This is a genomic window from Tunturiibacter psychrotolerans, from assembly GCF_051013365.1.
GTDB classification, from domain to species: Bacteria; Acidobacteriota; Terriglobia; order Terriglobales; family Acidobacteriaceae; genus Edaphobacter; species Edaphobacter psychrotolerans_A.
The window spans coordinates 395,762-418,355 of the sequence record NZ_CP132941.1; the positions used below are offsets into that span (position 1 = coordinate 395,762).

Annotated in this window: 23 protein-coding genes; 13 read left to right on the forward strand and 10 right to left on the reverse strand. The window is 58.9% G+C overall.

From position 1 onward, the window contains the following. Window positions 1-28: 28 nt before the first annotated feature. Window positions 29-916, forward strand: coding sequence for a transporter substrate-binding domain-containing protein (locus RBB76_RS01570; RefSeq protein ID WP_429634568.1), 888 nt, complete (start codon window positions 29-31; stop codon window positions 914-916). Here RBB76_RS01570 and RBB76_RS01575 read toward each other — a convergent pair whose 3' ends face one another. Next, window positions 917-2,737, reverse strand: coding sequence for a mechanosensitive ion channel domain-containing protein (locus RBB76_RS01575; protein ID WP_429634567.1), 1,821 nt, complete (start codon window positions 2,735-2,737; stop codon window positions 917-919). A gap of 218 nt (window positions 2,738-2,955) precedes the next feature. Here RBB76_RS01575 and RBB76_RS01580 point away from each other — a divergent pair, with 218 nt between their 5' ends. The 5 genes from RBB76_RS01580 (at window position 2,956) to RBB76_RS01600 (ending at window position 6,120) form a co-directional block, all read left to right on the forward strand. Beyond that, window positions 2,956-3,291 (forward strand): STAS domain-containing protein, encoded by a 336-nt coding sequence (locus RBB76_RS01580; protein ID WP_429634566.1) that lies wholly within the window; start codon window positions 2,956-2,958, stop codon window positions 3,289-3,291. Between the two features lie 110 nt (window positions 3,292-3,401). After that, window positions 3,402-4,238, forward strand: coding sequence for an ABC transporter permease (locus RBB76_RS01585; RefSeq protein WP_429634593.1), 837 nt, complete (start codon window positions 3,402-3,404; stop codon window positions 4,236-4,238). Window positions 4,239-4,292: 54 nt separating this feature from the next. Beyond that, window positions 4,293-4,772 (forward strand): hypothetical protein, encoded by a 480-nt coding sequence (locus tag RBB76_RS01590; RefSeq protein WP_429634565.1) that lies wholly within the window; start codon window positions 4,293-4,295, stop codon window positions 4,770-4,772. A gap of 46 nt (window positions 4,773-4,818) precedes the next feature. Then, complete coding sequence (locus RBB76_RS01595) at window positions 4,819-5,277, forward strand: metallophosphoesterase family protein (protein WP_429634564.1); 459 nt, start codon at window positions 4,819-4,821, stop codon at window positions 5,275-5,277. 78 nt (window positions 5,278-5,355) lie between these two features. Further along, entirely contained in the window at window positions 5,356-6,120 is a 765-nt protein-coding gene (locus RBB76_RS01600; protein WP_429634563.1) for a hypothetical protein, read from the forward strand. 48 nt (window positions 6,121-6,168) lie between these two features. Here the strand turns inward: RBB76_RS01600 and RBB76_RS01605 are convergent, their stop codons facing one another. Together RBB76_RS01605 and RBB76_RS01610 are read right to left on the reverse strand one after the other, a co-directional pair. Beyond that, a complete protein-coding gene (locus tag RBB76_RS01605; protein ID WP_429634562.1) occupies window positions 6,169-6,936 on the reverse strand; it encodes a glucose 1-dehydrogenase in 768 nt (255 codons plus the stop codon). Window positions 6,937-6,976: 40 nt separating this feature from the next. Then, window positions 6,977-8,062, reverse strand: coding sequence for an aldo/keto reductase (locus RBB76_RS01610; RefSeq protein WP_429634561.1), 1,086 nt, complete (start codon window positions 8,060-8,062; stop codon window positions 6,977-6,979). A gap of 129 nt (window positions 8,063-8,191) precedes the next feature. Here RBB76_RS01610 and RBB76_RS01615 point away from each other — a divergent pair, with 129 nt between their 5' ends. Further along, window positions 8,192-9,385 (forward strand): amidohydrolase family protein, encoded by a 1,194-nt coding sequence (locus RBB76_RS01615; protein ID WP_429634560.1) that lies wholly within the window; start codon window positions 8,192-8,194, stop codon window positions 9,383-9,385. Window positions 9,386-9,410: 25 nt separating this feature from the next. Here the strand turns inward: RBB76_RS01615 and RBB76_RS01620 are convergent, their stop codons facing one another. From RBB76_RS01620 to thrC, 6 genes are all read right to left on the reverse strand, one after another. After that, on the reverse strand, window positions 9,411-10,085 hold the full coding sequence (locus RBB76_RS01620) for a hypothetical protein (RefSeq protein WP_429634559.1): 675 nt from the start codon (window positions 10,083-10,085) through the stop codon (window positions 9,411-9,413). A 20-nt stretch (window positions 10,086-10,105) separates the two neighbouring features. Continuing rightward, a complete protein-coding gene (locus RBB76_RS01625) occupies window positions 10,106-11,065 on the reverse strand; it encodes an ABC transporter permease (RefSeq protein WP_429634558.1) in 960 nt (319 codons plus the stop codon). After that, window positions 11,062-12,459 carry a hemolysin family protein gene (locus RBB76_RS01630; RefSeq protein ID WP_429634557.1) on the reverse strand — a complete coding sequence of 466 codons (1,398 nt, stop codon included), beginning with the start codon at window positions 12,457-12,459 and terminating at the stop codon, window positions 11,062-11,064. Before RBB76_RS01630 ends, RBB76_RS01625 begins: the two co-directional genes overlap by 4 nt. Before the next feature lie 227 nt (window positions 12,460-12,686). Further along, a complete protein-coding gene (gene trxA / locus RBB76_RS01635; protein ID WP_353067041.1) occupies window positions 12,687-13,019 on the reverse strand; it encodes a thioredoxin in 333 nt (110 codons plus the stop codon). Window positions 13,020-13,309: 290 nt separating this feature from the next. After that, the gene (thrB, locus tag RBB76_RS01640) at window positions 13,310-14,233 is read right to left on the reverse strand and encodes a homoserine kinase (RefSeq protein WP_429634556.1); all 924 of its coding nucleotides are present in this window, start codon (window positions 14,231-14,233) and stop codon (window positions 13,310-13,312) included. Continuing rightward, complete coding sequence (gene thrC / locus RBB76_RS01645) at window positions 14,230-15,618, reverse strand: threonine synthase (protein WP_429634555.1); 1,389 nt, start codon at window positions 15,616-15,618, stop codon at window positions 14,230-14,232. The genes thrB and thrC overlap by 4 nt, the downstream gene beginning before the upstream one ends. Window positions 15,619-15,665: 47 nt before the next feature. Here thrC and modA point away from each other — a divergent pair, with 47 nt between their 5' ends. From modA to RBB76_RS01660, 3 genes are read left to right on the forward strand one after another with little or no spacing between them, the layout of a single operon-like run. Next, window positions 15,666-16,415 (forward strand): molybdate ABC transporter substrate-binding protein, encoded by a 750-nt coding sequence (gene modA / locus RBB76_RS01650; RefSeq protein ID WP_433963588.1) that lies wholly within the window; start codon window positions 15,666-15,668, stop codon window positions 16,413-16,415. A gap of 53 nt (window positions 16,416-16,468) precedes the next feature. Beyond that, window positions 16,469-17,155, forward strand: coding sequence for a molybdate ABC transporter permease subunit (gene modB, locus RBB76_RS01655; RefSeq protein ID WP_429634553.1), 687 nt, complete (start codon window positions 16,469-16,471; stop codon window positions 17,153-17,155). Then, on the forward strand, window positions 17,145-17,900 hold the full coding sequence (locus RBB76_RS01660) for an ATP-binding cassette domain-containing protein (RefSeq protein ID WP_429634552.1): 756 nt from the start codon (window positions 17,145-17,147) through the stop codon (window positions 17,898-17,900). Before modB ends, RBB76_RS01660 begins: the two co-directional genes overlap by 11 nt. A gap of 8 nt (window positions 17,901-17,908) precedes the next feature. Here RBB76_RS01660 and RBB76_RS01665 read toward each other — a convergent pair whose 3' ends face one another. After that, window positions 17,909-18,994, reverse strand: coding sequence for a UDP-N-acetylmuramate dehydrogenase (locus RBB76_RS01665; RefSeq protein ID WP_429634551.1), 1,086 nt, complete (start codon window positions 18,992-18,994; stop codon window positions 17,909-17,911). A 127-nt stretch (window positions 18,995-19,121) separates the two neighbouring features. On the opposite strand from RBB76_RS01665, the gene RBB76_RS01670 reads away from it, so the two are divergent. The 3 genes from RBB76_RS01670 to RBB76_RS01680 all read left to right on the forward strand — a co-directional run bounded on the left by RBB76_RS01670 (window position 19,122) and on the right by RBB76_RS01680 (window position 22,573). Next, window positions 19,122-19,547, forward strand: coding sequence for a BrxA/BrxB family bacilliredoxin (locus RBB76_RS01670; RefSeq protein ID WP_429634550.1), 426 nt, complete (start codon window positions 19,122-19,124; stop codon window positions 19,545-19,547). Between the two features lie 115 nt (window positions 19,548-19,662). Continuing rightward, window positions 19,663-20,664, forward strand: coding sequence for a sigma 54-interacting transcriptional regulator (locus tag RBB76_RS01675; protein WP_429634549.1), 1,002 nt, complete (start codon window positions 19,663-19,665; stop codon window positions 20,662-20,664). Window positions 20,665-20,767: 103 nt separating this feature from the next. Beyond that, entirely contained in the window at window positions 20,768-22,573 is a 1,806-nt protein-coding gene (locus tag RBB76_RS01680; protein ID WP_429634548.1) for a DUF885 domain-containing protein, read from the forward strand. The last annotated feature ends 21 nt before the right edge of the window (window positions 22,574-22,594 follow it).

A 22,594-nucleotide genomic window follows, 5' to 3' on the forward strand; every position in this document is an offset into this window, starting at 1 on the left:
TTGAACAACCTGAGGAGGAGTTCGCGAGATGAAAAATTCTGCAGTTTCCGCGTCGATGCAACGGGTTGCTGCTTTGGTTGTGCTGCTGGTGTGTGCGATGGCGGCCGGGGCGCAGGAGACACCCGCGGCACCGCCTCCGCCGGTTCTACCGACTACTTCGAAAGAGATTGTGGTGCCGGATCGGAGCACTATCGACACGCTGGCCGAGATCAAGAAAAGCGGCAAGCTGCGCGTGGGTGTGGCGGAGATTGTTCCGTGGGCGATGCACGATAAAGACGGAAAGCTGGTGGGCTTTGAGGTGGATGTAGCGAGGAAACTAGCTCGTGACATGGGCGTCGAAGTGGAGTTTCACCCTGATGAGTTCCGCTATTTGATTCCGGATCTTGAGGCGAATCGTTTTGACATTATTATTGCGGGCTTTTCGATTGAGGCACGGCGGGCGCTGGTGGTGAACTTCAGCGAGCCGTACAACGTGACCGATGTGACGATTGCGACAAGCAAAAAGATGGGCGGCGAGTTGAAGGCTATGGAAGACTTCAACAAAAAGGGCGTGACGATTGGGGTAGTGGAAGGAATGACGTCGGAGGATCTGGCGGCGCTCGAGTTTCCGAAGGCTTCGATCCAGACCTACACGGAGGACAGTGCGCTGTTCACCGATCTGGTTGCTGGAAAACTCGCGGCGGCCGTTGCAGACAGTCCGCGGCTGGAGATTCTTGGGAAGCTCTATCCCGATGCAATTGCGGTGCCGGATGTGGCTCCGCTGGGAACGTTTCCAGCGGCGTTTGCAGTGCGACGAGGCGACATGGATTTTGTCAATTATTTGAACTCGTGGATCGCAGCCCGCAAAGCTGACAAATGGATCAGCACACGTCGGAAGTACTGGTTCAAGACGACAGATTGGGCCGCCAATCTGTGATCAGACCTTCGTCAACTCGCGTTGATCGATGGTGTTCGCTTTGGGTGCTGTGTCTGCTGGGGTGTGCAGCAGGTTGATGACAGACTGATAGAGGCGGTTGCGCATCTCGAAGCGGTCGCCGGCGCGGATGACGTAGCGGACGACGATGTCGACACCGGAGGCTGCGGGGCGCATATCGACTGAGGGTGTGGCTTTGAACTGACTGAGGCCGTTGTGGCGCGTGGTGCTCTGCCATTCCTGCTCGGCGAGCTTGGCGTCGCGTTCGGTTTGCTCCAGGACCGTATGGTGAATCGCTTCGATGGTCTTGTAGGAGTCGATGCTGGGTGGAATGTTGACTGTGATCTCGTCCCACATCCACTGGCCGGTGGTGGAGAAGTTGAAGTACTGGCCGGAGATGGCGAAGTTGTTGATGAAGGTGACGCGGCGACCGGTGGGGTGGCCCTTGTCGGTCCAGTTGCCGGTTTCGAGCAGAGCGGTGCGGAAGAGGCCGATCTCGACGACCTCGCCGCCGACGCCGTTGATCTCAACCCAGTCGCCGACGCGGATGCCGTTTTTACCCATGAGAATGAACCAGCCGAAGAAGGCGAGGATGAAGTCCTGGAAGACGACTGTGAGGCCGGCGGCGCCGAGTCCGAGGATGGTAGGAACCTGGCTGGGCGCGCCGAAGACGACTAAGAGGACCAGCAGGAGCGTGACGAACTGGACACCGAGAATGATGATGGTGCGGAGAGTGTGGAGTCGGCGCTGCTCCATGCGCAAGCCGTCGAGGAACTTGCCGCACAGCGTGGTGAGTAGGACGCCGCAGAGGACAAGAAACGCAATGAGTGCGAAGGATTGCAGCGCGAGATGGGTGACGATCGCGTGCTGGACCTGGACCTGTGCGAGCCATTTGCCGTAGGTGATAGAGAGCTGCTGCTGAGTCTGGAGCTGATCCTCGACGATGCTGTGCATCTGCGAGAGGGCGTGGGCCTGGTTCAGACGGGCGACGCGATTTTTTATTGCGTCGGTTGATGCGTTGGGGCCGTTGGAGGACGAGTCGATGTTGGCAGCAGCCGCGGCAACTCTCTTTTCGAAGTCGGCGTGCTTTGCGGAGAGAGTGGCAATGTCAGAATCGGTTTCCGCTTTGGCCTGTTGGATGAGAGTCATGCGGCTGCGCTGGTCGAACCAGGCAGAGATGCGTCCGTAAAGGGTGCCGTAGCGGCGAGCGGAGAGGACACCAATCTGGCCGCCTGTGTTGGCCTGGGAGGCGTCGTACTTCTTCATCGCAGCCTGGCGGGCGGTGAGCTCTTGCTGGATCTGGCCGCGTTTGTCGCCGCTGGCGCGGGAGAGCTGCTCGGTAGCGTCGGCGAGTTCGTCGCTGTCGAGCTGGAGTTGGGCCTTGGCGGCGTCGAGATCATCGGAGCTGGCGGTCGGCTGCTTGAGGGAGGCGGTGACCGCTTCAACCTTCGACTGGTCTTCTTTGACGAGTGCCTGGAGCTGAGTGACTCTTTGCTGAACAGCGAGGGCATCGCCGGTGAGGGTGCGGGTTTGGAGAGCCGCCTCGCGCAGGGCGAGGGCGAAGGCCTGGTCGACTTCATGGTCAGCGAGCCGGGCGGCCTCGTGGGCGTAGGATTGCTCCTCGGCGGAGACCGCAAGGGGTGCGAGCGCCTCTATTGTCTGCCAGGGGCGCTGATCGACAAGGCTATTGGAACTGCCATGGCCACCGTTGGCTTTGAGGAATGGCATGTGGGCCATTGCACCGCGCGTCCACCAGGCTGCCGCGAGGCAGAGGACGAGGAGAGCTGCGGGAATTGCGATGGCGAGACGGCGGAGTTCCTTCATTCTTCAACCCTATATGCTTCGTGAATTCGCTACAAAACCCCATTCGGGTCACTCTTCAGGTTTGATTCAGTACGAGGCACATCTGTTGTCGCTGCGTGGGTTACCTCGGATGAGTGTTTTCAGGAGGTTAGGCGTAGCGCTTCGCGTAACCGGAAATTAATAAAGGCTCGATTCGCGCAGGAGTACATTTCTCGGTAGCTCAAAATTGAGGAGATCGTGTGACCGAGACACCGGAAGTTGCCTTTAATTGCAGTGTAGAGAACTCGACCGAGAACGGAGTGAAGGTAACGACCGTTAGGTGCCACGGCCGCTTGATCAACCAGACTGCTGGTCAGGTAAAAGACATCGTGAAGCCGTTAATACCGCAGGGCGGAATCATCGTGATCGACCTGGCCGATGTGACTTTTCTGGACAGTCTGGGGCTGGGGACGTTGGTGGGGCTGAAGGTCTCGGCGATCAACGAAGGATACTGCCAGCTGAGACTGGAGAACCTGACGCCGCGCCTGCAGGAGCTTTTGAGGCTCACGAACCTCACGAAGCTGTTCTCAACTTAGGTCAAGGGTTCGCCACAAAAATCCGCTTCCCTCTTCCCCGCCAATGAGCATGTAGGATTTAGGGCGTGGGTAATTCTGTTGCAAATGCCGGTGTTGCTCCGGGACGATCGATGGTGGGGATTGCGAAGAGACAGCCGCTGGCGGCCGTGGGCGTTGCGCTGCTCGTCTTGTTTGTGATTTGCGCTGTGTTTGCCCCGTGGCTGGCGCCGCAGGATCCTGCGCAGTTGGATCTGACGGGCCGGCTGATGGGGCCTTCGTGGGCGCATTGGTTCGGCACGGATGAGTTGGGGCGCGACATCCTTTCGCGAACTTTGTTTGGGGCGAGGATCTCGCTCGTAGTGGCGGTGAGCGTCGTGGGACTTTCGCTGGCCGTCGGGCTGGTCGCGGGTGGACTGGCTGGGTTTTATGGCGGGTGGACAGACACCGTGGTGAACATCTACGTAACGAATGCATTTCTCGCGTTGCCGGGGATTCTGTTGGCGATTGCGTTCGTGGCGTTCATGGGGCCGGGGCTGGGGAATGTGATTCTTGCACTGGCGATCTCGGGATGGGTGGGGTACGCGCGGCTGGTGCGGGCGCAGGTGATGGCGGTGAAGGAGCGCGAGTTTGTGGAAGCTGCGCGTGCGTTAGGAGCAACCGATCTCCGCATCATGACGCGGCATATTCTGCCGAATATTCTGCAGCCGCTGATCGTGCAGGCGGCGATTGGGATGGCGGGAGCGGTGTTGGCTGAGGCTACGCTGAGTTTTCTTGGGCTGGGCGTTCCGCCGCCGGCGGCTAGCTGGGGTTCGATGCTGAATGATGCGAGGTCGCATCTGTTCGACTCTCCGCATCTGGTCTTCTTTCCTGCGATGGCGGTGATGCTTTGCGTGCTCTCGTTCAACTTTATCGGCGACGCGCTGCGGGATTATCTCGATCCGCGGACGAGGCTTGGGGCGGGCCTGTAAACGGGGGAATGGGTTATCAGATATGCTTGGGCCTGTAACTGAAAGGTAATACCAATGCGCAAGAGTATCGTTTCACCCTCGCCTACTACGGCAAGCCCTATCGGCGATCTATGGCGGGATCTGGAGAGGATTGCGCGAGTGGAGATCAGCTCCGAGGATGAGGGCTTTCCGATTGAGAATGCTCTGGGCAAGAAGGTGACGGAGGGATGGCGGGCTGCAACGACGGGGCCGCAGTTGATCCGGTTGCACTTCGATGAGCCGCAGACGATCAAGCGGATTCATCTACAGTTTGTGGATAGGACCTCGGAGCGGTCGCAGGAGTTTGCGGTATTCGCGGGGCCGGGTACTGAGTTGAAGGAGATCGTGCGCCAACAATGGTCGTTTTCGCCGCAGGGTTCGACCGAAGAGATCGAAGACTACCCGGTTGACCTGAAGGGCGTGACGACGTTTGAGCTGCGAATCGATCCGGATAGAAGCCACGATCCGACGCTGAGCCAGGCGTATGCTTCGCTGCAGAGTTTGAAGCTGGCCTAACGAGCTATGTTGATCACGGTGATTCGATGCTGACCGGAGTTATCCGTTGTTGATTGGGGTGATCTCGGATACGCATGGGTTGTTGCGGCCGGAGGCTCTGGCTGCGCTGCGTGGGGTGGAGCATATTCTGCATGCAGGCGATGTGGGGGAAGTTGCGATTCTCGATGCGCTGCGCGAGATCGCTCCAGTAACCGCGATTCGTGGGAATGTGGATACGTCGGGAGCTTGTGCGGAGCTGCCTGCTACCGATGTGGTGGAGTTAGGTGGGGAGCTGTTTTATCTTGTGCACTCGGTGCACGATCTGGATATCAATCCCAGGGCGGCGGGTGTGGCGATGGTGGTGAGCGGGCACTCGCATAAGGCTAAGGTTGAGGTGAAGGATGGGGTGGTTTACTTCAATCCGGGGAGTGCGGGGCCGAGGCGGTTTTCGCTGCCGGTGACCGTGGGGTTCGTGACGGTAGAGGATGGGGTGGAGGCTAGTGTGAAGGAGTTGGTGGTTGGGTAGAAGACGTGGCTCGCGTCATGCAATACGCTGCAGAAAAATTCATTTGCAGCGGACCGCAGACTCTGGCAGAGTAGCGCGATGAAGTTCTTGCGTCTCCTGCAGCGTGCTCTCTTCCTAGCCTCTTTTTCCCTGTTGGGTCTTCCTGTATTCGGCCAATACCGCGTAGGAATCAGCGGCACAATCCCAATCGACAAGCTGGAGACGATGGATTATGCACTGTTGATTGCCGATCCTGCCCAGAGGCTGGATCTTTTGAAGCGACTTGGCATTGATGCGAACATTGCGGAGGCGGCCACCTCGCCCCGCTTTTCGCACGACATCCAGATCCAACCGCTTCATGCGAATCAAGCGAAGCTGTACGGCATCGTCTCGCTGCCATGCGGCATACAGAATCAGGCTTTTCTATACCTTCTCGAAGAGGCTGGCACGAATGCCTGGCATACTGTCGACCACGTCGCACTCGACTGCTTCCACGAAACGCCAACGTACCGACTGCTGACATTAGCTCCGGGCGAGAATGCCGTCTTTGTCGAGCATGCACACGTAGGCCACGGTTCCGGACAAATGACAGACAAGGCGACCGTCTATACCATCCGTGAGGGCCGAATGCATGAAGTCCTCTCGACCGTAGATTACGACTCACGCTCGCAAGATTCCACCACTTACGGATCTCCCATAACTGAGGAGACCAGTTCCTTCCTCCAAATCTCAGGCCGCGTCATCGAAGAGACTCGCATCACTTCACAAAATGGTGTCCCCCTTCGAGCAGAGAGGCGGATCTGGAGATGGGAGACGACGCAGGCTGCCTTTAGAGCGACCCCATTTTCTGCCGTTCTCAAGTGAGCTGCGCTTAGCCTCGTTTCGGTCGGTGAAGCGGAAGAAGAGGGATTATCAGCGCATGACGTAGCCACCGTCTACCGAGATCGACTGACCGGTAATGTAGCTGGCGGCTGAACTGCAGAGCCAAAGGACAGCATCAGCGATCTCTTCGGGACGTCCCATTCGGCCCATCGGAACGTAGGCCTTCAACATCGCGTTCAATTCTTCTCCTTGACCTTCAGCAATCATCTTATCGAACATGGGTGTCTGGATCATTCCCGGACACACGTCATTAACGCGAATGCCACGGGTTGCGTATTCGAGAGCAGCACTCTTGGTGAATCCAATCACTCCGTGCTTCGCTGCGTGGTAGGTACCGCGCTGGTTGCCACCAATGAGGCCTCCAAGCGACGAGCAATTGACGATGGCACCACTTCCTTGCTCACGCATCTGCTGCAGCTCGAACTTCATGCAGCTCCACACACCGCGCAAATTGATATTCATCACCCGATCGTAGTCATCAGGTGGGGAATCGGCGGTTTCAGCGAGGATACCTTGTACACCGGCGTTGTTGTAGGCTGCATCGAGCCGTCCGAAGGTAGCAACAGTCTGCTTCACCATCGCTTCTACCTGAGCGTAGTCCGATACGTCACAGCGAAAGGCAAGTGTGTTGTGGCCTTTATCAGCCAGGTCTTTCGCTGCGGCTTGTACTTCCTTCTCATTCCAGTCGGCCAAGACAACCGAAGCGCCCGCCTCGGCAAAGGCCCTGGCTGCCGCCAGACCCAGGCCAAATGCTGCGCCTGTCACGAGGGCGACTTGGTTTTCGAACGATATCTTCATGATCAATCTCCACCAGCGTCGCCCACTCAGCAGTTCATCGTTAGCCCTTGCTGCGGTCGGTGAAGCGGAAGAAGAGGGATTGCTCGGCTACGGGGGCAGCTAGTTCGTTGAGGGCGGCCATCTGGGAGTTTGAGAGGGGCGTGAAGTCTCTTGCGATCTGCACGTTTTCTTCAAGCTGGGCGATGTTGTCGCAGCCGATGATGACTGTGCTGACCGGCTGCGTCAGCGTGAAGTTCATCGCGTCCTTCATGGTCATGACGCCGGGGCGATGGGCGATGGCGGAGCCCTCCCACGAGTGGCGCTGCGCGTCGAGCGACGGCGGCGTCCAGGATGCGAGGAGACGGCCGCGTGAGGGGACCTTCATTCCGATGATGCCCATCTGCTTTTCGACGACGAGCGGAAGGAGTTTGTCGGTGAAGCTATGGATGTGGGTGTCGGCGGCGTTCATCGCCATCAGGATGGTGTCGAAGTTGTGGCGGTTGACGGCGTCGATGAGGGCTTCAGGGCGGTAGTGGCCGGTGACGCCGAGGTAGCGAACGACCTTTTGGTCGTGCATCTCGATGAGAGCTTCCATAGCACCGCCCTTGGCGAAGATAGCATCGACGTCTTCCGGAAGGCCTACGTCGTGGAGCTGCCAGAGATCTACGTGGTCAGTGTTGAGGAGCTGGAGGGACTTCTCGATCATGCGGAGGGAGCCGTCGCGGGTGCGCTCCTTGGTCTTGGTGGCGAGGAAGGCTTCGTTGCGGCGAGTCTTCATGACGCGGCCAACGTACTGCTCGCTCCACCGCTCGGGGCCGCCGTAGATAGAGGAGGTGTCGATGTAGTTGACGCCGAGGTCGAGTGCGCGCTCGATGATGGGGACGGCGACGTCGAAGTTTGCGGGTTTCTCGAGAGAGGCCTGGCCGCCAAGCGAGAAGATGCCTACCTTGTAGCCGGTCTTGCCGAGATTGCGCGTGGGCATGGCGGCGACCGTCTTGGTGTTGTCGGGAAGCGGCGGCAGAGTGCGCGAGGTTTCTGCGGCGATTGCGCCTTTGGTCAAGAGGGCTGCGGCGGCGACGCCTCCGGTCTTCAGGAAGGTACGGCGGTCGGAGGTGGAGGGCGTTGTGGGCAGATTCTTTGGCTTCATTCGAGTCCTCGGAGACGGTCAGACGCTTCTAGAAAGAGTGTAATCCTATCGAAGATTTTGTCCCGGGATTTGTGTCGGATGCGGAATGCAGCTTTGAACTTTGTTTCAGCAGATCTCGTAGAATGCCGCATGCGAATTGTCCTCCTTTTGCTGTTATGTCTTCCTGGACTCTGCAAGGCGACTGCACAGGATCTCGCAATCGTGGATGTGAAGGTCTATCCGTCGCCAGAGGCGCAGGCCATCAACCATGCAACGATCCTGATTCGCGGCGGGAAGATTACTGCAGTTGGGGAGCATGTTGCTATTCCGCATGGTGTCGCTACGTTGCCCTGCACCGGATGTGTCGTACTGGCTGGTTTCTGGAACACCCATGTTCACTTTACAGAGGACAAGTGGATCGACGCGGCGCATCAGCCGGCCGAAAAGCTGACGCGACAGCTGCGAGAGATGCTCACGCTTTCCGGATTTACAACGGTGGTCGATACGGCTTCGATTCCGATCGAAACCATGGCTCTTCGGCGTCGTATCGAGTCCGGAGAGGTGATGGGCCCTCGTATCTATACGGCGGGCGTGGGGATTTTTCCGCCCCACTCGCTTCCCTACTATGTGAAGGATATGCGGCCAGAGGTGCTCGCTCAGCTGATGCAGCCCGATACTCCGGCCGAAGCCGCAGCGGATGTTCAGAAGAACATTGCGGCAGGATCGGATATTGTGAAGCTTTTCACAGGTTCTATCGTTGCGCCTGATCGTATCGTCCCGATGCCACTTGATATTGCTAAGGCGGCTGCGGCGGCTGGTCACGAGCACGGCCAGCTTGTCTTCGCTCACCCTTCGAATCTTGCGGGAACTCGCGTGGCTATGGAAAGCGGGGTCGATGTTCTAGCTCATTCCCCGGAGGCGCTTGAAGGGATTGACGACACTCTTCTTCATCAGATGGTTGATCGCCACATGGCAATGATCCCAACTCTCAAACTGTTTTCCCAGGATTCTGGGATCGCTGGCATACGGTCCGTCGTCTTCAAGTTTCATCAGTTTGGTGGCCAGCTTATGTTCGGGACAGATACCGGCTTTCTGACCGACTACAGCGTGACGGAGGAATATCGGCAGCTTGCGTTGGCTGGTCTTACTTTTCGCGATGTCCTCGCTATGCTGACGACAGCGCCGGCGGAAAGATTTCACGTTAGCAAAGAGAAAGGTCGGGTCGCCATTGGCATGGCTGGTGATTTGACGGTGTTGTCCAATGATCCCGCTACAGACTCGCTCGCGTTCACGCAGGTTCGCTACACGATTCGCGGCGGGAAGGTCATCGCAAGCAAGCCTTGATCGCGCTACTACTGCGAGATGCCCTTTAGTTGGTGTCGAAGTGTACCGAGTCGAGGATCTTCTGCATGCGCATACGGACGGCATCCAGTTCGTGCGGAGTAATGTCCTGCACGCCGCTGACGTCGCCGCCGCAGAAGGTGTTGATGACGGCATCGAAACGGTAGCAGGAGTTGTTGTGGGGGGTCGTATAGATCTCGTCGCGCGATTCGGTGCAGATGCCGCCGTGCTCGTCGTAGCCGTGAGTGAAAGAGAGGCCGCCGATCTGGGCGGTGGACGCGGTGCGCGGCTCCCGGACGGTCGCCTGCGCGCTGCACTCGGCTGGAGTGAGGTGGGGCGTGACACTAAAGTAAAAGAGTGCCCCGCTGAAGGTGGAGTTGGGATGCGGGTTAAAGTCGATGCTGGCGACAGCACGCAACTGGGTGGTGCGGGCGATTGATCGAGCGTCGAGGTTGAAGGTGCTTACCTCGGCATCTTTGCGCGTGAGATCCCAGGCGGCGGGAACCGTGAAGGTGACTCCATAGCGGGAGTCGTGGAAGGGATGTGCGGGCGGCAGGGTGGGTTCGATGGCCGGAGGCTTGGGACGCAGCAGTGGCGGGACCGGTTCAGGCCCGGAGGATTTGGTCTGCGCCGCAGAGGCGCCAGCAGCGAGGACTGTCAGCAGAGCCGCAGTGGTGTAACTGATAATGAGCCTGGATTTCATGCTTCCTTCTTTGGGCGCGGTCATTCGGTCCGCATACGCGGATTGGCTACAGTGTAGGCGATGTCGGTGAGGAGATTCACTACAACATAAGTTAGGCCCACCGCCAGGATGCATCCCTGGACCAGCGCATAGTCGCGGTTGGAGATGGCCGACAGGGTCAGCCGTCCGATACCGGGCCAGCTGAAGATTGTTTCGGTTACGATTGCCCCCGCAAGAAGGCTGCCAAACTGGAGCCCGATCACGGTAAGGACGGGGATGAGAGCGTTTCGCAGGGCGTGCCGGTAGACGACGGCGTTTTGCGTGAGACCCTTGGCGCGGGCGGTGCGAATGTAGTCCTGATTCAGCTCTTCGAGCATGGCTGTGCGGACCATGCGGGTGAGGATTGCGGCGAGGCTGAGACCTAACGTGATTGCCGGGAGGACGAGGTGTACGAGCAAGCTGGTCGCGTCGCCGTTGCCCGCTCCGGAGACGGGAAGCCACCCGAAGTGGATGGAGAAGATGAGGATCAGGATCGGGCCGAGCGCGAAGTTTGGGAAGGAGAGGCCCACGAGGGAGACGACGCCCAAGGTGCGGTCCTGCCAGCGGCTGCGATGGAGGGCTGAAGCGATTCCCGCCGGGATGGAGAGCGCGATGCCAATGAGCAGGGCTACCACGGTGAGGGCGAGCGTGTAGGGGTAGCGCTGGAGGACGAGGTGGACAACCGAGTCGTGGAGACGGAGGGACTGGCCGAGGTCGGCGTGGAGAATGCCGTGCCAGTAGTGGGCGTACTGCTGGCTGAGCGGGGCGTCGAGGCCGTAGGAGTGGCGGAGAGCGTCGATGTCGGAGGCGGTAGCTCCTTCGCCAAGCATCTGGACGATGGGGTCGCCGGGAACTAGGTGGATGAGAAGGAAGACGACCGAGACGACGACCCAGAGGACTGGAAGGGTGACGAGGATGCGCCGGAGGGGTCTCCAGAGAGCTGCGGTGCGGTTCTCGGTCACTGGATGGCTTCCCTGCTGTCGATTTCGTCTTCGATCTGATTCGGCGGCGGGGCAATGTCCTCTACGATGACGCGGCTGATGCGACGGCCAGCCATCTCGGCGACCTCGAAGCGACGGCCCTCGTACTCGACGCTTTCGCCAACGGTGGGGATATGGCCGAGGTTCGCGAGGAGAAAGCCAGCGAGGGTTTCGACGCCAGCCTCCCGGGGGAAGGTCCAGTGGAGTTGGTTGCCGAGATCGCGCAGCGTAGTGCTGCCGTCGAGAGACATGGCTCCCGTGGTGCTGAGGAGTGGAGATTTGCTGATGTCGAACTCGTCTTCCAGCTCGCCGACAATCTGCTCGAGGACGTCTTCGGCGGTGACCAGGCCGACGGTGCTGCCGAACTCGTCGACGACGATGGCGATGTGGCGGCGACGCTCCTGAAACTCTTGAAGAAGCTCGATGGCGAGCTTGGTCTCGGGGACGACCGTAAGCTCGCGCATGACTTGACGAAGGGTGAGGCTGGACTCGCCTTTGCCGCCAAGCGAGAGAGCGACGGTGCGGAAGTGCATGAGGCGGGAGATGTCCTTGGAGTAGACGATGCCGATGATGTGCTCGGGGCCGCTGGCGGGGTCGTAGACAGGGACGCGGGAGTGCTGCTCGTCGACGATGCGTGCGGAGGCCTGCTGGAGCGGCAGGTCGGCGGAGAGAGAGAAGATACTGCCGCGCGGGGTCATGATCTCGCGCACCGTGACGTGGTTGAGTTCGATGGCGCGGTGGATGATCTCTTCCTGAAAGACAGGAAGCAGGCCCATGCGGCGGGTTGCGGTTGCGATCAGCTTCAGCTCTTCGGGCGAGTGGACGGCGCCTTCACCACGCAGAGGGGCACGAAAGAGCCTCAGGACGACCGCCGCGGAGGCGTTCATCAGCTTCACGACAGGACGAGTGAGGCGGATGAAGACGTCCATCGGACCGGCGACGGCGAGCGCGATGCGTTCGGTACGCTGGAGGGCGAGCGACTTCGGGACGAGTTCGCCGAGGAGAACTTCGAAGTAGGTGATCAGCGAAAAAGCGAAGATGACCGCTGCAGTATGCGCGTAAATGAGGGCGTGGGGGGGCAGACGATGTAGTGTCCCACCGAGAAAATTGAGGATGATCTCAGCGACCGCCGGTTCGCCGATCCAGCCGAGAGCAAGACCGGCGACGGTGACTCCAAGCTGGACGGCTGGAAGGAACTCGTCGATGGAGTGTTTGAGCTTAAGGGCAGTGCGGGCGCCCGGGCGACCGAGGGCGATCAGTTGCTGGATGCGAGTCTCGCGGACGCTGACCAGGGCGAACTCGGCAGCGACGAAGAAGCTGCTGGCCAGGATGAAAAAGGCCACCATGATTATGCGGAAGAGCATCCACTCGAGCATTAAGGCTTGAGTTTATCCCACTTCGTGGGGCGTAACCGCTTCGCCCGGGCCTCCGGATGGTCGGTGGAGTAATTTGATGGCGACCAACGGAATCGCCGACCGAAGGGGTTACAGGTCACCAAGTGATCGCTTCGGGCGTAGCGGGCCTTTGGAGCACCAGCCAGCACGCAAACAAAGACGGCCCGCGAGTTGAACTCAGCGGGCCGTACTTTTGCGTAACTTCAGACTTACGCCAAAACCTTATTCACGGACTTGTCGATGGTGTCTTTAGGGACGAAGCCAACGATCTGCTCAGCAACCTTGCCATCCTTGAAGATGAGCAGGGCGGGTATACCGCGGATGCCGTAGCGCATCGGGGTTGCAGTGTTGGAGTCGACGTCCATCTTCATGACTTTGAGTTTGCCCTGATAGTGGGTGGCAACCTCATCGACGACCGGGGCAAGTGCGCGACAGGGTCCACACCATGCCGCCCAGAAATCGACCATAACCGGCTCGGCCGACTGAAGAACATCTTTTTCAAAGTTTGCGTCATTTACTTCGGTGACGAACTGTCCTGCCATTTATCTTCCTCCAGATTGCTCTGCACTTTTCACACCCATCCGGTGCAATGCAGTCTTCTCAATAATAGATGCAATTTTGAACTGATAGTTTCAGCTAGCGAACTACCACTTAAAGAGGAAACGCCCGGACCTCTAATGAAGAGGTCAACGGGCGGCGTAGCAGCCCTCCCCAGAACTGCCCACTCGGCTAAAGTACGAGGCTTTTTACCTTTCGTAAAGAACTCTTAGGTAACAAAATGATCATTACTGTGATGTTACCTGAGTACCTAAGCCCTTTAGGTTGAGCGAAATCAGCCCGCGGCCTCAAGTATTCCCGTAGAGATTTTCGTCTGAATTACCTCAAGTAGTTGATCCCCGGCGGCTTGACGGACGATCGCCGGAAGAGAGGCAGAGTCCGCCTCTTCGGAGATGATCAGTACCGAGGGGCCCGCACCACTTAGAGCGACGCCGAGAACCCCGGGACTTTCGGTAAGGGGTAGAAGCAGCGGAAGTAGCGGGCAAGCCTTCATGCGGTAGGGCTGGTGGATTCGGTCCTGCATGGCAGTGCGGAGGAGGTCGCCACGCCCCTGAGCAAACGCCGCCACGAGGAGAGCAGTGGACTGAATATTGGCGACTGCATCTTCCCTGGAATAGTGAGCCGGAAGGAGAGCTCGAGCCTTCTGTGTGGCGAGGCTCTCCGCAGGCAAAGCCAGGGTCAAGCCCCAGGTTAACTTTTCCCCACAAGTTGCTGTGAAAATTGAATCCCCCCTGATACAGGACGCGGTCATTCCACCAAGATAACAAGCCGCTGCATTGTCGGGGTGGCCTTCGCGGCAGCAGGCTTCTCTGAGGATCTGCTGACCCGTCCACCCAAGATTGCCGAAGTGATTTGCCAGCAGTACGCCGGCCAGAAGCGCTGACGCGCTGGAACCGCAGCCCATTCCTAAGGGTATTTCGTTGTGGAGCTGGAGATGGAGCCGGCGAGCGAGAACTCCGGCAGTCGCAAGAACATCGACGTAAGTCGTGAGTATGAGATTGTCTTCCACCCTGGCGCAGAGATCAGCGTTGCGGCCGGTTGCGTCTATGTGGAAGCTGTCCGCGACGGTGGCATCGATGGTCAGATAGAGGGCCATCGCAAGACCGAGAGCATCAAACCCGGGCCCCAGGTTGGCTGACGTAGCGGGCAGGCGCAGGCGGTAGGGTTTACTCGAATCCTTTGTGACGGTCGCGCTCATGCTGGCTGGGGCTGATTCATGTGAGATTCGAGTGTGCGGAGGACCAGGCTAGGATCCGCTTCGAGGACGATGGGCGGCTTGCGCAGCGCAGCATGCCGGGATTGCTCAGAAGCGCTAAGCTCAGCTTTTTCAGCGCCTGAGAACAATTCGTTGCGGTGATACTCGATGGTGTAAGCTGAGTCTTTAAGGGTGTGGCCGGTGAGAATGAGGACGACGCGCTCCTCAGCGGTGATCTTGCCCTGGGCGACCAGTTTTTTGAGGCCAGCAAGGGTGACAGCAGAGGCAGGCTCGCACCCTACGCCTTCGGCGCCGATCTCGGCTTTAGCGAGTGCGATCTCCTGCTCGGTGACCTGCTCGCACCAACCGCCTGTTGTCTGGAGCGCGTTGACAGCCTTACGCCAGGAGGCAGGGTTGCCGATGCGGATTGCGGTTGCCCGGGTGTTTGCGACCACCGGGGTCAGGCTTTCGCCGCCATTCTCCTGCAAGCTTCGGTACAGCGGGTTGGCGCCTTCCGCCTGGATGATGCTGATCTTCGGAACCCGCGGTATAAGGCCAAGTTCGTGCATCTCGGCAAAGCCTTTGGCGAGGGCGGAGGAGTTGGCCAGATTGCCACCGGGAACGATGACATGCTCGGGAACCTGCCACTCCATCTGCTCGACAAGTTCGAAGGCAGGGGTCTTCTGGCCTTCGAGGCGGTAGGGGTTGACGGAGTTGAGCAGGTAGATGGGGAACTGTTTTACGAGTTCATTGAGGATTTTGACGCAGCCATCGAAGTCGGTTTTGAGCTGAATGGTCAGCGCGCCATAGTCCATCGACTGCGAGAGCTTGCCCCAGGCAATCTTGCCCTCGGGGATAAAGACGATGCTGCGCAGGCCCGCGCGCGCCGCGTAGGCGGCCATGGCGGCAGAGGTGTTGCCCGTCGAGGCGCAGGCTACCCATTCGAAGCCACGCTGAGCGGCAACCGAGAGCGCGGCGGTCATACCCGTGTCCTTGAAGGAGCCGGTAGGGTTCATGCCCTGGTGTTTGGCGAGAAGCCAGTCGATGCCGGCAGCTTTGGCGCAGCGGGGAAGGTCGTAGAAAGGGGTATTACCCTCGCGGAGTGTCACGACTTTTTCAAGGTCGTCGACGATCGGAAGCAAATCACGGAACCGCCAAACTCCGGACTGGTCGATGGCCATCGAGGATGACCGGCGCTCCTGCCAGAGCCAGCGGAGGGCGCTGGGATTGGGCAGGCGGCTTTCGGGGCCGGCTGTGGCGTTGGTCCATGGGTACACAACCTCATAGAGGCCATTGCACAGTGGGCAGCGAAAGTTGCTGCTAACCTCATCCTTGCCGATGACGGTCCCGCATTCTGTGCATCTGAGGTGATGTGTTGCTACTTTCATGGTTGTTACTAGCCTATCGTAAAGGCCGCGGTGCGTCTGCGGCCCTTGTGTGCCTTGTCTGTCTGTATGCAATCCTGGGCGGCCGAAGTGCTTGGGCACAAAAAGAGTTGAGGGTTGCTGCCGCGGCAGATTTGCAGCCAGTGATGTCCCAACTGGCACAGGAATACGAAAAAGCGACCGGAGTGAAGCTGGTTGTCAGCTTCGGATCGTCGTCGACACTGGCCACGCAGATTCTCAACGGCGCTCCGATGGATATCTTTCTGGGAGCGGACTTCTTCTTTCCGGAGAAGGTCGTGGCAGCGGGACTCGCGGACGAGACTGAGCCGGTACCCTATGCCAAGGGCACGCTGGTGTTGTGGACAAGGAAGGACTCAGGCCTGCTGCCGCTGAGTCTTGAGCGGCTGACCGATCCAAAGGTGACGCGGGTAGCGATCGCCAACGAGCTGCATGCTCCGTATGGACGAGCGGCTGCAGAAGCTCTGCGAAGAATGAAGATCTACGATCAGGTGGCTCCGCACTTTGTCGTGGGAGAAAACATCACGCAGACGGCGCAGTTTGTGGAGTCGGGAAATGCGCAGCTTGGCTTGATATCGATGACGGCGGCGAGCACGCCCCACTTCAAAGAAATTGGCACCTACGTGCTCGTGCCCACGTCGCAGTACACAGAGATACGGCAGTGTGCCGTGATCATGGCGAAGTCAGATCGTAAAGCGGACGCGCATTCATTCCTCGACTGGATGCTGTCGCCCGCGGTTCAGGCAAAACTAAGTGAGATGGGTCTTGCGGCAGTGAAGTAGCCGCTCTTCGTATTGCGCTGTGAGCGTCAGCGAATGTCATAGACTGGCGCAGTATGGATTTCGAGGCGCTTTGGTTGACGTTGCGGCTGGCCGTGGGGACGACGGCAATTCTGCTGGTGGTGGCGCTGCCGCTGGCATGGTGGATCGCCTCAGGACACGGAGCAGGGCGCGCTTTGGTGCAGGCCGTAGTGGCGCTGCCGCTGGTCCTGCCGCCGACGGTCCTTGGCTTCTATCTGCTGATCGCGATGGGCCCGCTGACTTCACCGGGCAGGCTGTTGATCCGCATTTTTGGACATCCGTTGGCGTTCAGCTTCGAGGGACTGCTGATCGGATCGGTGCTGTACAGCCTACCGTTTGCCGTACAGCCGTTGGTGGCTGGGTTTCAGGCCGTGGATCGAGGATTTATCGAAGCCGCTGCCGGGTTGGGTGCGACGCCGGCGAAGGTGTTCGTGTCGGTAGTGCTGCCGATGGCCCGCGCTTCCCTGCTTACAAGCGCGGTGCTGACGTTTACGCACACGGTAGGAGAGTTTGGCGTAGTGCTCATGCTGGGCGGCAATATTCCGGGAGCAACGCGAACCCTTTCGATCTCCCTCTACGATCTCGTACAGGACGGAAACTACGCGGCGGCGAACCGAACGGCGCTGGTGCTGGTTGGTTTTGCAACGGTGGCCCTGCTGGCGATCTATCTTCTGCCCTCGATGCGCAAGGTGGATGGAAGGCAGGCTGACATTGTCCGATAGTCTGTCGGAAGACCTGCTGACGGTAAGGATGAAGCATCGTGTGGGGGCAGTTTCGCTCGACGTCAGCTTCGCGCTCACCCAATCTTGGACCGTGCTGTTCGGACCCTCCGGCAGTGGCAAGACAACTGTGCTTCGGGCGATTGCCGGATTTGTGCGTCCGGACGACGGTACGGTCGCACGAGGCAGCCACGTATTGGTGGATCGTGCGTTGGGTATATTTGTTCCCGCTCACCTTCGGCCGGTGAGGAGCGCGGGCCAAACTGCTCGGCTCTTTCCGAATATGACCGTGCGGTCAAATGCTGTTTACGGTCTCGGTTGGAGTGGAAAGCCTGACGATGCCGCAAAGGTAGTCGACGAGGTCATGCACTTATTCCGCTTGCAGGATCTCTTCGACCGAAAGCCTCACGAGTTGAGCGGAGGCGAGAAGCAGAGAGTCTCCGTAGCGCGTACGGTTATCTCCGCCGTCACCTACGACGGGCCGGGGACAGCGCTGTTGCTACTTGACGAACCGTTTTCAGGTCTGGATTACGCGATGCGAGACGAACTAGCCGACGGCCTGCGGAACTATCTCGCGCATTGGAAGATTCCCGTGCTCTCGGTGACACACGACGTGGGCGAGGCCTTTCAACTTGATGCTGAGATGATCAGGATCGCTGACGGCCGGATCGTGCATCAGGGCCCTGTAAGCGATGCGTTGAAGGACGAGCGTTTGCGATTGATGAGCCAGCTAAAGAGTGGGTCTTGAGAGCGGTCTTAGAGACCCACCTGGACCGGCTCCTGTTCAAGCTTAACGCCGAAACGAGAAGCGACCTCGCGCTGAATGGTATCGCGGAGAAGAGCGATGTCGGCGAATGTGGCATGACCCCGGTTAATGAGAGCAAGGGTGTGGCGGGAGGAGATGCCCGCCTCGCCCAGTTGGAAGCCTTTGACGAAACCGGCCCGTTCGAGGAGCCAGGCGGCGGGTAGCTTGACCAGGTCTTCACCAGCCGTCCAGTGGGGAATCTTGTCGACTGGAAGGGCCAGAGTGGCGGCGATGTTTTGCAAAACGGCCGTAGGAACCACCGGGTTTTTGAAGAACGAACCCGCGCTGCGGCAGTCCGCCTCGCCTTCAACGATCAACATGCCCTTTCCCTGACGGATAGTGCGAACCGCGTGATAGATCTCAATCGGCTTTGGCTCTGAAGTTCGACTCGAAAAGTACTCTTTCAGATCCGCATAGCGGAGATTTGGTGTTGCATCGAGGTCAAACCGGAAGGTTACCGAGATGACGATGTACCGATTGCGATGGGTGGTGTTGAAGATGCTGCGGCGATAGCCGAAGCCGCAGAACTCGGCGGGCAGCGTGACGAACTTGAGGGTTTCAAGATCGAGTACTTGAACCCAAAGAATGCTGGTGGAGACCTCCTGTCCATAGGCTCCAATATTCTGAATGGGAGCACCCCCAACGAGACCTGGGATGCCTGCAAGACACTCAATACCCGTGATATCAGCCTCGGCGACTTTTAGAACGAAGGCGTCCCAATCCATTCCACCGGGGACGTCGTAGGTCAGACTCGTTTGCTTGGGCCTATCCTCTCGGTAGCCGCCGCCGATAGTGACACATCCCTCGATTTTGACGCGGAGGACCAGGCCATCGAAACCCCGATCGGTCACCAGCAGGTTGCTGCCCCCGCCCAGCACAAAGATGGGGAGACTGCGTTCCCGCGCGAAGGTGACGGCCTCAAGAAGCTTCTCCCCCGTGGTGACTTCGCAGAAAAAGCGAGCAGGGCCGCCGATGCGGAAGGTCGTGTAGGGGGCGAGCGGAATGTTCTCCTGAATTTGGAGGTCGCGAGAGGGCACGGGTTAGAGAGTACAACACCGGCGGCCCGTTCCAGAGACAGAGGTGGCGCGGCGAGGGCGCGAGACCGTACAATCGAGACAGACGCGGCTTTTACCCGCGAGCAAAAAGGGTTAAAGGGAGAGTGTTATGTATCCAGAGATTATGGTGATTCCGATGCGCGAGGAGCTGACTCGCGCCGGCTTGACGGAGGCACGCAGTGCAGCCGAGGTCGATGCAGCGATTGCAAAGCCGGGAACGACGATGGTGGTGGTCAACTCCATCTGCGGTTGTGCCGCCGGCAAGATGCGTCCGGGAGTTCGTCTGGCGATGCAGCATAGCGCAAAGCCCGATCACGCCGTGACCGTGTTCGCAGGACAGGACCGCGACGCGACCGAGAAGGCCCGCAGCTACTTTGGCGGACATCCTCCAACCTCGCCGGCGATTGCCATTCTGCGCGACGGCCAGCTGGTCTACCTGATGCAGCGTTCGGCGATCGAGACCTCGACCGCTCCGGCGATTGCCCAGGAGCTTCAGCGCGCATTCGATACCTACTGCGCGCCAACGACCGCCTAAGCCCGGAAGCTGTTGAAATCTAACGCCGGAGACCCGCTGCTGCACTGGGCGGTCTCCGGTTTTTCGCATTTTATGGCTGAACGGAAGCTGGATCTTGCCGATGTAAGAAACAGCCATGTCGATCACGCGATCCGATTCTCCGACCTTCACTGAACCTTCTCGCGGACTTGTCAAAGAGACCTGGCCCGAGGGCAGCGGCTTCGAGATCGTAGGCTACAGTGCGGAGATCAAAAGGCTGCGACTGCAGGTCCGGCGGATCGGCCCGCACTTTAGAACTGTGTTAATAAGCGGCGAGGCCGGAACCGGAAAGGAACAGGTAGCTCGTGCGCTGCATGGTATGAGCCAAATGTCCGACGGCCCGTTTGTCATGTGCCACGGAGCGGCGCTTGAAGAGGCCGTAGCTGAACATCTGAAAGAAAATGCGGATGCACTTGGCTGTCTGACGAAGATGGCTCATCGCGGAACGCTCTTTCTCCATGGAATCCACGAGATGCCTTTGCAGACGCAGCTTCGCCTGTTGCGCCTGCTGCGGCGGCACGATTCGACGCAGAATCACATGCAGAATCAAATGGAACCCTGCAAGCTTGATCTGCGGATGATTGCGGCAACCAGTGAAAACCTCAAGATCTTAGCCTCAGCCGGACGATTCCAGCAGGAACTCTATCAACGATTCGCAATGGTGGAGATCACGCTGCCGCCTTTGCGCGCGCGAAGAGACGACATTCCGGAGCTGACGAAATATTTTTTGTCTCAGCTTGCGCCGCTCTACTGCAGGAAGGTGCCCGCGATCTCCAACGAAGCGATGGAACGCATGCTTAACTACAGCTGGCCGGGAAATGTACGAGAGCTGAAAGCAGCAGTACGGAGCAGCCTGTCGCGAGTTGAGGGAGAGGTGATTGAATCGCATCATCTGCCTGCGCTCGTTGAAGATGTTCCGTCATCGACAGAGGACGGGATCGCGGAGAGTGCGCGATTGCAGGATGTGGTGGAACAACATGTGCTGCGCGTGTTGAAGGACTGCGGAGGCAACAAGGTGCGCGCCGCTGAGGTATTGGGAATCAGCCGCTCGACCCTTTACCGGATGCTGGACACCTCGGCTTCGGCGGTTCTGCAGTAAAAATCTCTCCCCTCCCGCGAAACGACGACCCAGATGCAATGACCGTGAGACAGCAGATACGCGGCTCGTCACGTTAGACTAAACGTCAGGATTGAGGAGAATCATGACGAGATTGCGGTTGGGCTGTGCGAGTGGGCTGGTAGTTGCTTGCTGTTTGAGTGGAGCGCCAAAGGTTACGTGGGCACAGTCGCCGACCACGGCGTCGGCCACCCCGTCGATCGCCGCACAGAGCAAGGCCCTATCCACTCTCTTCACGCAGATATGGGAGGATCGCCTCAAGCGCTCGCCTGAGTTTGCTTCATCAATCGGCGACAAACGCTACGACGATCAGCTTACGGACTACTCGACTCAGGCGCTGAACGCTGCGTTGGCGCGTGGTCGCGATTACATTGAGAAGCTTTCGGAGATCGACACCGCTGGCCTTACCGATCAGGAAAAACTGTCCGCGGATCTGATGCTGCGACAGCTCATCGAAGAGCAGGAGGGAGCGAAGTTCAAAGAGTGGGAGATGCCGGTCAATCAGTTCTACGGCTTCCACACCGACTTAGCTCAGCTGCCGGAGCGGCTGCAGTTCGACTCCGTAAAAGACTACGACGACTACATCACGCGGCTAAAAAAAATCCCCAATGCCTTCTCGCAGATCATGACGAACATGGATTTGGGAGCGGACGAAGGGAGAGTACAGGTGCAGTACCTGATGGAGAAAGCGTTGGTGCAGACCCAGGCGCTGGCGAATCAGAAGCCGGAGGAAAGTCCCTTCGCGCTGCCGCTCAAGAAGTTTCCTAAGACCGTGAGTGCTGCGGAGCAGAAACGAATTTCGTCCGAGATGCTCGATGCAATCTCGACCAACGTACTGCCGTCCTACAAGCGGTTTGCCGGATTTTTAAAGGCAGAATACATCCCGAAGTGTCGCAAGGAGATCAGCGCTTCAGCTCTGCCCGACGGCGAGGCCTACTATGCATTTCGCATCCGGCAGAGCACGACGCTGAACAAGACGGCAGCAGAGATTCACCAGATAGGCCTCGATGAGGTCAAGCGCGATGAGGCCGAGATGCTGGCAATCGTGAAGAGCCTTGGCTTCGCCGACATCAAAACCTTCAGCGCTGCGCTGAAGTCCAACCCGAAAGAGCACCCAGTTTCCGCTGAAGCTCTCATCGACGACTACAAGGGGTACATCGCCGGGATGAAGCCGAAGCTGCCCGAGTTATTTGGCCGTCTGCCGAAGGCTCCGCTGGAGATCGTTCCGGTGCCGGCATACATGGAGAAGGACCAGTCGGTTGCGTACTACGACAACGGTACGCCCGATCGTAGCCGCCCCGGCCGCGTGTATGTCAACGAGTACAACTTCGCCGAGCGGTCGTTGGCCCCGGTTGAAGCGGTGTCCTATCACGAGGGCATTCCAGGCCACCACCTGCAGATCTCAATCGCGCAGGAATTGACGGGCATTCCGGAGTTCCGGAAGTACACCTACTACACAGCGTATACCGAGGGCTGGGGGCTCTACAGCGAGCGCCTTGGTAAAGACGTCGGCTTCTACAAAGACCCTTACAGCGATTACGGGCGTCTGGAGGGAGATATCTGGCGAGCGATACGTTTAGTCGTCGATACTGGCGTTCACTCGCAGCACTGGACGCGGCAGCAGATGGTCGATTACTTTCACGATCACTCAGCGATCGACGAGACCAACATCCAGTCCGAGGTGGACCGCTACATCGCGTGGCCGGCACAGGCGCTGGGATACAAGATGGGGCAGCTGAAGATCCTCGAACTGCGTGAACGCGCCAAAACGGCGCTTGGTCCGAAGTTCGACATCAAGGCGTTTCACGATCAAGTGCTCGACTCCGGCGCGCTTCCGATGGACGTACTTGAGCAGCGCATCGATGCCTGGATCGCCGCACAGAAAAAGTAGCCTGCGTGAAAAAAGCTCTGT

Excerpts from the sequence above, each read along its gene's own strand:
- RBB76_RS01570 (WP_429634568.1), top strand. The coding sequence starts at position 29 with ATGAAAAATTCTGCAGTTTCCGCGTCGATGCAACGGGTTGCTGCTTTG.
- RBB76_RS01575 (WP_429634567.1), bottom strand. The coding sequence starts at position 2,737 with ATGAAGGAACTCCGCCGTCTCGCCATCGCAATTCCCGCAGCTCTCCTC.
- RBB76_RS01585 (WP_429634593.1), top strand. The coding sequence starts at position 3,402 with ATGGTGGGGATTGCGAAGAGACAGCCGCTGGCGGCCGTGGGCGTTGCG.
- RBB76_RS01590 (WP_429634565.1), top strand. The coding sequence starts at position 4,293 with ATGCGCAAGAGTATCGTTTCACCCTCGCCTACTACGGCAAGCCCTATC.
- RBB76_RS01600 (WP_429634563.1), top strand. The coding sequence starts at position 5,356 with ATGAAGTTCTTGCGTCTCCTGCAGCGTGCTCTCTTCCTAGCCTCTTTT.
- RBB76_RS01605 (WP_429634562.1), bottom strand. The coding sequence starts at position 6,936 with ATGAAGATATCGTTCGAAAACCAAGTCGCCCTCGTGACAGGCGCAGCA.
- RBB76_RS01610 (WP_429634561.1), bottom strand. The coding sequence starts at position 8,062 with ATGAAGCCAAAGAATCTGCCCACAACGCCCTCCACCTCCGACCGCCGT.
- RBB76_RS01615 (WP_429634560.1), top strand. The coding sequence starts at position 8,192 with ATGCGAATTGTCCTCCTTTTGCTGTTATGTCTTCCTGGACTCTGCAAG.
- RBB76_RS01620 (WP_429634559.1), bottom strand. The coding sequence starts at position 10,085 with ATGAAATCCAGGCTCATTATCAGTTACACCACTGCGGCTCTGCTGACA.
- RBB76_RS01630 (WP_429634557.1), bottom strand. The coding sequence starts at position 12,459 with ATGCTCGAGTGGATGCTCTTCCGCATAATCATGGTGGCCTTTTTCATC.
- trxA (WP_353067041.1), bottom strand. The coding sequence starts at position 13,019 with ATGGCAGGACAGTTCGTCACCGAAGTAAATGACGCAAACTTTGAAAAA.
- thrB (WP_429634556.1), bottom strand. The coding sequence starts at position 14,233 with ATGAGCGCGACCGTCACAAAGGATTCGAGTAAACCCTACCGCCTGCGC.
- thrC (WP_429634555.1), bottom strand. The coding sequence starts at position 15,618 with ATGAAAGTAGCAACACATCACCTCAGATGCACAGAATGCGGGACCGTC.
- modB (WP_429634553.1), top strand. The coding sequence starts at position 16,469 with ATGGATTTCGAGGCGCTTTGGTTGACGTTGCGGCTGGCCGTGGGGACG.
- RBB76_RS01670 (WP_429634550.1), top strand. The coding sequence starts at position 19,122 with ATGTATCCAGAGATTATGGTGATTCCGATGCGCGAGGAGCTGACTCGC.
- RBB76_RS01675 (WP_429634549.1), top strand. The coding sequence starts at position 19,663 with ATGTCGATCACGCGATCCGATTCTCCGACCTTCACTGAACCTTCTCGC.
- RBB76_RS01680 (WP_429634548.1), top strand. The coding sequence starts at position 20,768 with ATGACGAGATTGCGGTTGGGCTGTGCGAGTGGGCTGGTAGTTGCTTGC.